9 protein-coding genes and 1 pseudogene are annotated in these 9,028 nt (G+C 56.5%); 5 read left to right on the forward strand and 5 right to left on the reverse strand.

Annotated features, from left to right (window positions below; translation table 11 throughout):
- Positions 1 to 697: pseudogene (locus L692_RS32865) on the forward strand (hypothetical protein); the annotation flags it as partial.
- A 31-nt stretch (positions 698 to 728) separates the two neighbouring features.
- Here the strand turns inward: L692_RS32865 and comX are convergent.
- The 3 genes from comX to L692_RS0116140 are packed head-to-tail and all read right to left on the reverse strand — an operon-like array spanning position 729 to position 3,050.
- Positions 729 to 926: a competence pheromone ComX gene (gene comX / locus L692_RS0116130; protein WP_025701163.1), complete on the reverse strand. Its 198-nt coding sequence runs from the start codon at positions 924 to 926 to the stop codon at positions 729 to 731.
- 34 nt (positions 927 to 960) lie between these two features.
- Positions 961 to 1,941, reverse strand: a complete 981-nt coding sequence (locus tag L692_RS0116135; RefSeq protein WP_025701164.1) for a polyprenyl synthetase family protein — start codon at positions 1,939 to 1,941, stop codon at positions 961 to 963.
- Positions 1,942 to 1,997: 56 nt separating this feature from the next.
- On the reverse strand, positions 1,998 to 3,050 hold the full coding sequence (locus L692_RS0116140; protein WP_025701165.1) for a lactonase family protein: 1,053 nt from the start codon (positions 3,048 to 3,050) through the stop codon (positions 1,998 to 2,000).
- 237 nt (positions 3,051 to 3,287) lie between these two features.
- Here L692_RS0116140 and L692_RS0116145 point away from each other — a divergent pair, with 237 nt between their 5' ends.
- The 3 genes from L692_RS0116145 to L692_RS0116155 all read left to right on the forward strand — a co-directional run bounded on the left by L692_RS0116145 (position 3,288) and on the right by L692_RS0116155 (position 5,496).
- Positions 3,288 to 3,548, forward strand: a complete 261-nt coding sequence (locus L692_RS0116145) for a GlsB/YeaQ/YmgE family stress response membrane protein (protein ID WP_025701166.1) — start codon at positions 3,288 to 3,290, stop codon at positions 3,546 to 3,548.
- 201 nt (positions 3,549 to 3,749) lie between these two features.
- A complete protein-coding gene (locus L692_RS0116150; protein WP_025701167.1) occupies positions 3,750 to 4,247 on the forward strand; it encodes a CcdC family protein in 498 nt (165 codons plus the stop codon).
- 295 nt (positions 4,248 to 4,542) lie between these two features.
- A complete protein-coding gene (locus tag L692_RS0116155) occupies positions 4,543 to 5,496 on the forward strand; it encodes an L-lactate dehydrogenase (RefSeq protein ID WP_025701168.1) in 954 nt (317 codons plus the stop codon).
- 108 nt (positions 5,497 to 5,604) lie between these two features.
- On the opposite strand, the gene L692_RS0116160 is transcribed toward L692_RS0116155, so the two are convergent.
- Positions 5,605 to 7,905, reverse strand: a complete 2,301-nt coding sequence (locus L692_RS0116160) for a heavy metal translocating P-type ATPase (RefSeq protein WP_025701169.1) — start codon at positions 7,903 to 7,905, stop codon at positions 5,605 to 5,607.
- 313 nt (positions 7,906 to 8,218) lie between these two features.
- Here L692_RS0116160 and L692_RS32870 point away from each other — a divergent pair, with 313 nt between their 5' ends.
- Positions 8,219 to 8,392 (forward strand): hypothetical protein, encoded by a 174-nt coding sequence (locus L692_RS32870; RefSeq protein WP_198027771.1) that lies wholly within the window; start codon positions 8,219 to 8,221, stop codon positions 8,390 to 8,392.
- 69 nt (positions 8,393 to 8,461) lie between these two features.
- On the opposite strand, the gene L692_RS0116175 is transcribed toward L692_RS32870, so the two are convergent.
- Positions 8,462 to 8,827 (reverse strand): ArsR/SmtB family transcription factor, encoded by a 366-nt coding sequence (locus tag L692_RS0116175; RefSeq protein ID WP_025701170.1) that lies wholly within the window; start codon positions 8,825 to 8,827, stop codon positions 8,462 to 8,464.
- Positions 8,828 to 9,028 lie beyond the last annotated feature (201 nt).

Here is a 9,028-nt window from a genome sequence, read left to right on the forward strand (position 1 = left end):
GTGGCTGCCTCGGTCAACTGCCTATTTCAACCGCTATCAGGACGGCGGATTCAGGATCATTGCAGGGTTCGACGAGGACCGGGACAAGGCGACGCCAGCCTCCGGCGGCGTGATTACAGCTTCGGGGATACACTGGACGGAGGAGACGGCCAAAGACCGCGAGGGCGGAAGCAAAGGAACATTCGGCGCCTTGCTGGAGCGCAGGAACGATGAGGCGGGGGAAGCGTTATACCGCATTGCGCTAAGCAGAGGACCGGCTGTCGATGCCGCGCTCTATGGTGCGGACGGCCTGTCCTTCTCCATGGCCAACCTCACTTCCGGTTCAGGCTCCGGCTTGCCGCCGCAAGTCGAGATTGAACTGGCCGACCGCCTCGGCATCAAGGCCCGTCTTTCGCTGTCGGCAGTCATGACGCCCCTGCCGCTGCCAAAGACGCGGTTCGCCCGGACTCCCTGGCTAGAGAAGCGGATCAGCGGCGGGAAATACGGGGAGCCTAGCGAGGCGGTCTTTCAGACTTATGAGCTTTCCTTCGACCTGTTCCACAAGCGGAATCCCGCCTTTGATCCGGCGCAGGTGGCGCAAATCACCTTTTATCTTCGAGGCAACAGAGACGCCGTGATGCTTGACGATATCGGCTTTTATTCCGGCGGCGGGACGCATCCTCTCCCCACGCAAACAGCCTTAATCCGTCCGGATTAAGGCTGTTATTATCGCAAGTTGCAGTATAGTATTACAGCGCCGCTGCCGCTTTGACCGTGTCCCAAGCTCCCAGCTCTCCGGCTTTGCTCACCCGGTTTGTGTCCTCCAACGCATCCAGCAGCGCTCTTTGTTCAACTTCGCTGATTCCAGCGAGTTCAAACCGACCGTTCTTTAAACGTTGGGCAGCTTCAGGATCTTTCATCAAGCTTTGAATGATTTCCTTTAACATGGATAATTCCCCCCATCGATTATTGCGCCAAGGTCTATTTAGCCAGGGCGATGATACGGTTCTTCCATTGAACGTCGATATTCAGCTTGTCTACTATCCGCAAGTAATTATAGCAATGCATTCTCATCCGTACAGAGGTGTAGAGAAAGGTTCCGGTCCGTTCGACGGCCCGTTCAAATTCCTCCCGGCGGTGGCCGATCTCCTCCATCCGAAGGCGTCCTTCAAAGTAATCGGCGATCCATTGGTCTTCCTCAGCGATATATTGGAGCAGGTACAGCGTGGACAGCGTCTTCTTGCGATTCCTGAAATCGCCTCTTTCCCAATCGAGCAGGTCGCGGATGTCGTTCTTGATCTGATCGGCGATTCCAAGCTCCTCGGCATAGTCTCTTACATGACTGTTCCACTCGCCGGTGGCCAGCAGCGTGCCAATCATGCAGGCGGCGACCACAAATGCGGCCGACTTCTGCTTGATCATGCGAAGGTAATCCTCCTCGCTCTGTATATCGTTCAGCAGATCCGCCGTTTGTCCATTGATGGCCGTAAGCGACTGAGTATTCATATATTGTACAGCCTCATGAATCCGTTCCAGGGGGAATTCGCTGGCAAGCAGCATTTGCCCGGAAATGAGCGTCAGCCCCAAAGCAATGTTAAGCGCAATTTCGGGACTCATCCGGCTCCATGCTGTCAGGTTATTGTCCTTATCCTGAAGGTCATCGACAATATCCGCACCGAGAATCATGAGCTCTATCGCACCCGCCGCCCGGTAAATGGCAGGCCCTCTTCCTCCGAAAGCGCGGTAGTGCAGCACCGTCAGTCTGGCGAACGGGAGGCTCCCTCTCAGCTTCTCATCGACACAAGCAGTCGCCTGCTCATACAAGTGCGGCAAGGCGAAATAAGTCTGTACGCCCCCCCTGATTTCCTTGGCCACCGATTCCGCCAAATCCTCCATCCTATCCCCCATTTCGGTTAAGGAATGCGACAAAGATTCGTCAATGATATCTATTCGCGCTCCCATTGCCAAGTCCTTCTATTAAGGTTGGAGAACTCGATATTATTGCGAAATGCGGGGGGCTATTTCAATACCGCAATACAGACCGGCGCCGGCACTCCCAGCTCGTTGCCCGTCGGAATCAGCCTGCCGCTCTCGCTGTCGATAGTAAACGACGTAATATTGCCGCTGTTCTGGTTGGCGGCAAGGAGCATGTCTCCGGCAATGGCGAAGTTGCGGGGCGTGCGCCCGCCGGTGCTCTGCCAATCCGCCGCTTTGAGCAGGCCGGTGCCTTCATCCACATGGAACAGGGCAATGCTGTCATGCCCCCGGTTGGATACATACAAGAACCGGCCGCAAGGCGAAATATGGATATCGGCCGCGGTATCGTCGCTCCCCTCGGCGTACTGCTCCGGCAGCGTGGACAGGTGCTGCCGGATTTCAAAACTCCCGGACGGCCCGGAGACCGCCAGAACCGTTACCGTGCAGTTCAGCTCGCCTACGCAGTACAGCCACTTTCCGCCCGGGTGAAACGCCAGATGGCGGGGGCCCGAGCCGTCAGGCAGCACCACTTCCCCATCCCGGGCAAGCTTGCCGTCTTCATGGCGGTAGAGCATAATCCGGTCAAGGCCGAGATCGCAGACCAGTATCCGCTTCCCGCTCGCCTCGGCAATTACGGAATGCGGGTGCGGCGCTTCCTGCCGGTCTTCGCGAAAGCCCTTGCCGGCATGACGGACCTGGGAGGACATCTCCCCGAGCGAGCCGTCCTCATTAACCGGGAAAGCATTGACGTTGCCGCCCGAATAGTTGGACACATAGACATAATCCTCCCCGGGAGAGACAGAGACGTAGCAGGGAGCTCCGCCCTCTGTCGGCCGCGCGCCCAGCAGGGACAGCTCATTTGTCACGGGATCAACGGAATAGGCGCTGACCTCGCCGTCTTCCTTCTCGCTGACCGCATACAGCACATTCTCGGCCCGGTTCAGCGTTATGTACGATGGATTCTCGACGCCCGAGGTCTGCTGAATGATTCTCATTTCTCCGTCCCCGGTATTCAATCCGCATAGATAAATGGACGGCTTCTCTTCGGGACTGTAGGTTCCGACATAAAACAACACTTCGTTTGGGCGTTTCATATTAAGCGACTCCTTTAGCAATCGGTTGTAGGATTCAAAGAGCGGTTCTTCACTTTCTATTACCCTCTTTTAGACGAGAAAATACACGGTAGATGCAATGATTTTTGCTCGGCCCCCAGCGGGCAAGGGGCATGTACTTCCTCTTTTTTCGGCAAAATATGACACCTGATTTAAACCATTCGCTTGAGGTTAATAGTTAGCATCCAATACTAATACCTTAAAAGGAGCTGAAACAAGATGAGTATCTTATGGATGCTGATAGTTGGTGGTATTATTGGTTGGTTAGCAGGTCTGATTATGGGCAGAGATATTCCGGGAGGCATTATCGGCAACATTATCGCTGGTATCTTAGGCTCTTGGCTGGGCGGCTTCCTGGGCGACTGGGGTCCGCGTGTCAGTGAATTCTACGTTCTGCCATCCTTGATCGGCGCCGTTGTTCTGATCGCGATTGTCAGTCTCGTCATGCGTTCGGCGGGCGGACGACGAACCGGTTCCTAATCAATTTGCCCCTGCGGCAGCCGGTTTACTCCATATTATACAGTGCAACTTAACCGCCCGGCCTAACCGCCGGCGGTTTTTTGCCGTTTATACTTCATATCGCGGCGATTACTTCGGCGGAACGCTGACGTTTAGGCGCCTGAAGCATTTTTTGCTATAATGTACGTACTCCATCTTTAACTTTAGAGAGGAACGTGAACCATGGGCAGCATCAATCCGTCGTTACTGCATATCGGCTCCAGCCTGGGCGCAATGCTTATGGCGCTGATGGTTATTTTTATCCGATTAAAGGCAAGCGACCGCCCTGTTACCCTCCGCAAAATCCTGATCCCGCCGCTGGGCATGTCGACCGGCTTCATCATGTTCGTCGTCCCCGAGACCAGGGTTCCTCTATGGTGGGCGCTTGCCGCTTTTTTGGCGGGATGGTTTGTGCTTGCTTATCCGCTTATTAAGACGACCTCCTTCCACGAGAAGGAAGGGCTGCTGTACGTCAGACGCTCCAAGAGCTTCATTCTTGTTCTGCTCGGTCTGTTCCTGGTCCGCACGCTGCTGCACGAATTTATCGACCGCTACATATCCATTCCGCAGTCGGGCGGTTTGTTCTTTATTCTGGCGTTCGGCATGATTGTGCGCTGGAGAATGTTTATGTTCAGAACATACCGCAGGCTCGTTCCGCCGGAAGCGCATGCCGCGCAGTAGCAGGAACGAAATTCCTTTTAAGGAAAATGCAGGATCGGCGCTCTGGGGAATCCTCTAGTCCGTAATTGAGACTGTAAGCGATTCGATTGGCGCCATTTCGCCGCCGCATGGCTTCCATGCGGTTTTTTCGCCTCTGCGCAAGGCCCCGCCTAGTATGACGGTTGCGCGTTGCGGGCGGTTTGAAGCATGTACCTTTTTTCACCCGTGTCAGGTAACTTGCCGGTAATTGGAGTAAAATAAAGATATCGAACAGTCTTTCGGATAAATCGGTATTTAAGAGAGCGAGGGTGGGCAGATGAAAAGAAAATCAAGAAAAGTGGCGATCGTCGGTTCCGGATTGGTCGGCTCCAGCTGCGCCTATTCCATGGTCAATCAAGCGATTTGCGATGAGATTATGATGGTGGACCGCACCTATGACCGCGCGATGGCGCAGGCGCTTGATCTTTCGCATTGCATGGATTTTATGGGTACACGGACCAAGGTCTACGCCGGAACGACAAGCGACTGCGCTGGCATGGATATTGTAATCCTGACCGCTGGCGCCAATCCGAAGCCCGGACAGACCCGGCTGGATGTGCTGGACGAAGCGAAGACCATTACGAGAAGCATCGTTACCCCTATTGTGGAGAGCGGGTTCGACGGTATATTTGTGATCGCCGCCAATCCGGTCGATATTGTGACTTATCTCGTCTGGCAAATCTCCGGCCTGCCGCGCCACAGGGTCATCGGAACAGGAACATCCATCGACTCGTCCAGACTGAAGACGCTGCTGTCCGAGATCTTCTCCATCGATCCCCGCAGCGTGAACGGCTACGCGCTGGGCGAGCATGGCGAATCGCAGTTTGTGGCCTGGTCGCATGTTACGATCGGCGGCAAGCCGATCCTGCATATTCTGGACCAGCACCGCGAGCGGTTCAAGCATCTGGACCTTGGCGATATCGCCCGCAAGACGAAGGATGCCGGGTGGGAGATTTATACGCGCAAGGGCTCGACCCACTTCGGGATCGGCAGCGCGCTGGCGTATATCGCCCGGTCCATTCTGAACGACGAGCATAAGATCATTGCCGTGTCCGCCATCCTGGACGGCGAGTACGGGCAGACGGGCATCTGCACCGGCGTGCCCGCCATCATTGCCGGAGACGGCATACAAGAGCTGATTGAGCTGAATCTGAACGGGGAGGAGACCGCCAAATTCACCGCCTCATGCGATATTATCCGCCGCGGCATCGACAGTCTGAGCATGGGCTGAAGGTTTTACGATAGACCAATGATTCCGGGCAAAAACCGCCGAAAATGGAGGATAGACCATTTTCGGCGGTTTTTCATGTGTTCATAAGGCTGGATTTGAAGCTGGAGCTCACGCAGCCGGAACGCGGAGCGCCCGCATGCTGTTGAGCACCGCAAGCACCGTCACGCCGACATCGGAGAAGACCGCTTCCCACATCGTCGCGATGCCAAATGCGCCAAGCAGCAGAAAGACCGCCTTGATGCCGAGCGCGAACAGAATGTTCTGCCATACGATCGTCCGGGTCCGGCGGGCGATGCCGATGGCTTGCGCAATCTTCGACGGCTCGTCGGTCATAATGACGATATCCGCCGCCTCGATGGCGGCATCCGATCCAAGGCCCCCCATGGCGATTCCGACATCAGCTCTCGCCAGCACCGGCGTGTCGTTGATGCCGTCGCCGACAAAGGCGATTTTCTCCCGGCCCGTCTTGAGGGATTCAAGACGTTCAATCTGCTCCACCTTATGCTGGGGCAGAAGCTCGGCATGGATTTCGCCGACGCCCAGCTTCTTCCCTACATCCTCGGCCACCGCCGCAGCATCCCCGGTCAGCATCACCGTCCTCGCAACGCCAATCTTGCGGAGAGCGGAAATCGCCCGGGCTGCATCCTCCTTCACTTCATCAGCGATGACAAGACTGCCGGCATATTGACCGTCCACGGCCAGATACACGATGGTGCCGATTCCGTCCCACTGGCGGAAGGCGATGCCTTCCTGCGCCATAAGCCGCGCGTTCCCCGCGAGCACGATGCGGCCTTCCACAGCCGCCCGGATGCCGTGGCCGGAAATTTCATTGTATTCGGCAACGGCGCCTGCGGCGATGGGCTGCCCGTAAGCCGCGACAATGGACTCCGCGATCGGATGCCCTGAATGGCTCTCCGCGTAAGCGGCTAGCCGCAGCAGTTCCTCCTCCGCTATTCCCTCCGCAGGATAAACCTCCGTCACCTTGAACTGTCCCTTGGTCAGCGTGCCTGTCTTGTCAAAGACCACGGTCTTGACATCGTTCAACGCCTCCAGATAATTGCTTCCTTTAATCAGAATGCCGCTGCGCGACGCCGCCCCGATACCCCCGAAGAAGCCGAGCGGGATCGATACGACGAGCGCGCACGGACAGGAGATGACGAGAAAGACCAGCGCCCGGTAGATCCAGTCGGAGAAGGTCGCCCCGCTGACCAGCAGCGGCGGAACCACGGCGAGCAGCGCGGCCGTAATGACGACGACAGGCGTATAGCTCCGGGCGAACCGGGTAATGAAGTTCTCGGTCTTGGCCTTGTTGTTCGACGCGTTCTGCACCAGCTCCAGAATTTTGGAAACCGCCGATTCCGCATACGTCTGGGTTACCTGTACGACGATAAGACCGTTCTTGTTAATGAATCCGCTTAGCACCGCGCTGCCCGGTTCAGCCGCCCTTGGAACCGATTCGCCGGTCAGCGCGGAGGTATCCATCATCGCGCTTCCCTCAATGACTGTTCCATCGAGCGGCACCTTCTCGCCCGGCTGCACAACGATCATATCCCCGATACTCACCTGCTCGGGGGACACGATTCTCGTCTCTTCCCCGATCCGCAGGCGCGCCGTCTCCGGCCGGATATCCATCAGCGCCGTGATGGAGCGCCGGGAACGGTTGACCGCAAGGCCCTGGAACAGCTCGCCGACCTGATAGAACAGCATGACGGCGACGCCTTCCGGGTACTGCCCAATCGCGAACGCGCCGATTGTCGCCAGCGCCATCAGAAAGTTCTCGTCAAATACTTGTCCCCGCGCAATATTTCTCACAGCCTGCCAGACTACATTTCCGCCTGCCGCAAGGTAAGCGAGCAGGAATAAAGCGAGCTCGCCGTAGCCCCCGGCAGGAATCAGATACCCGGCTGCGGCCAGCGCCGCGCCGACACCGAGGCGCAGCAACGTCCGCCGCGTCTCTCCCTCTCCATGGCTGTGCGAATGACCGTGCGCCCCGCCTTCTTCCCCGGCATGCGCGTGCTCATGCCCAGTCCCATGCTCATGCTTATTCTCATCTGAATGTTCAAGTCCGGCCCCCTGCCCGTGTCCATGCGCTTCGCCGTGACCGCGAGCTTGAACCTTCACTTGAGCCGCACCGCTATAAGCGGCAGACCGGGAGACGGAAGGGGCTTTCTTCTCCAGCAGCCGCACATGCGGTTCCAGCGAGGTTACCGTCCGCTCCACCTGCGCAATCCCCGTCTCGGCGAAGCTTGGGTCCGTTACCATCGTCAGCGTCTTCGTTGCAAAATTAACCGAGCAGGAAGCGACGCCCTCCAGCTTGCTTACCCGATTCTCGATTTTCATCGCACAGTTGGCGCAGTCCAGACCTTCCAATATCCATTGACGCTTAACCGTCTGCTCTACCGTATTCACTGTCTCCAGCCCCTTCCGTAACACTTACGATTAATATATGAGCAACTGTTCATATGTTCTTACCGACATTATATTCCTTTCCTTCTTACAATGTCAATCGGCAATAGCCGCTTGACGGCGGCAAAATTTCCGCTTTGATAAACATATCAGATAGATATATCTAATCGATATAAAGGGGCGCTATATGCTGGAATATGTGCTGTTGGGAATGCTGATGGAAGGCCAAATGAATGAGCGGCTATGATTTGAAGAAGACCATCGACAGCACGGTCGGCTATTTCTATGCGGCAAGCTTCGCAGTCTGTATCCCGCTTTGAAGAGGCTGCAGGTCCTTTCCGGGCAAAGCGCTTTTCAGACTGTACTGCAGATTATCTACGCCCTGCTGATCGGCGGCGCGCTGGCGCTGCTTGCGCTCTATTGCGCCTGGCTAGCGCTGAGCTTGAAGAAGCCGTCCGTCCCCAGGACAGCGGAACAAAGCTTTAACTAATGTGCGAAGCGTCAAAAAAAGCGGCAGAAGACCGAAAGAGTCCCTGCCGCTTGCGCTTGCTTATGCCATCTATTCGTGCCTGATATGCTCATGCGTTTGCAAAAAAATCTGCTCGACATGCGCGTCATTCAGCGAATAAAATACCGTCTTCCCTTCCTTACGCCGCTTCACAATCCGCAGATTTCGCAAATAGCGAAGCTGGTGGGACACCGCCGACTGGCCCATGTCCAAAATCGCCGACAGATCATGTACACAAAGCTCCTGACGGGATAATGCGTAAATCAGCCTGACCCTCGTCGGATCGCCGAGCGCCTTGAACAGTTCCGCCATCTTGTCGGTCGTCGCCCTCTCCGGCAGGGTTAACCGGATATGCTCGGGCGAAACCTCCGAGCCGTTACAGGTATTGTCGCATTCTTCGATAGCCGCCGGTTTCATCTGCTTCGCCTCCTTGCAGCAGCAAGGTCCGATTCAATCGGGCCGCCGCTCATAGACCATTATAAGAAAAAAGGGGGCCAAATGTCCATCCGGCGGCCCGCCCGTCCAAGACCCGCCGCGTTCCGCCCTCCGACTTCACACCGCCTTGCGCCGGAAAGACAGCAGGCCCGCCGACAACCAACCGAGCCCTGCGGCATTACT

The sequence above is a fragment of the Paenibacillus forsythiae T98 genome (assembly GCF_000520735.1).
Classification (GTDB): Bacteria; Bacillota; Bacilli; order Paenibacillales; family Paenibacillaceae; genus Paenibacillus_AQ; species Paenibacillus_AQ forsythiae.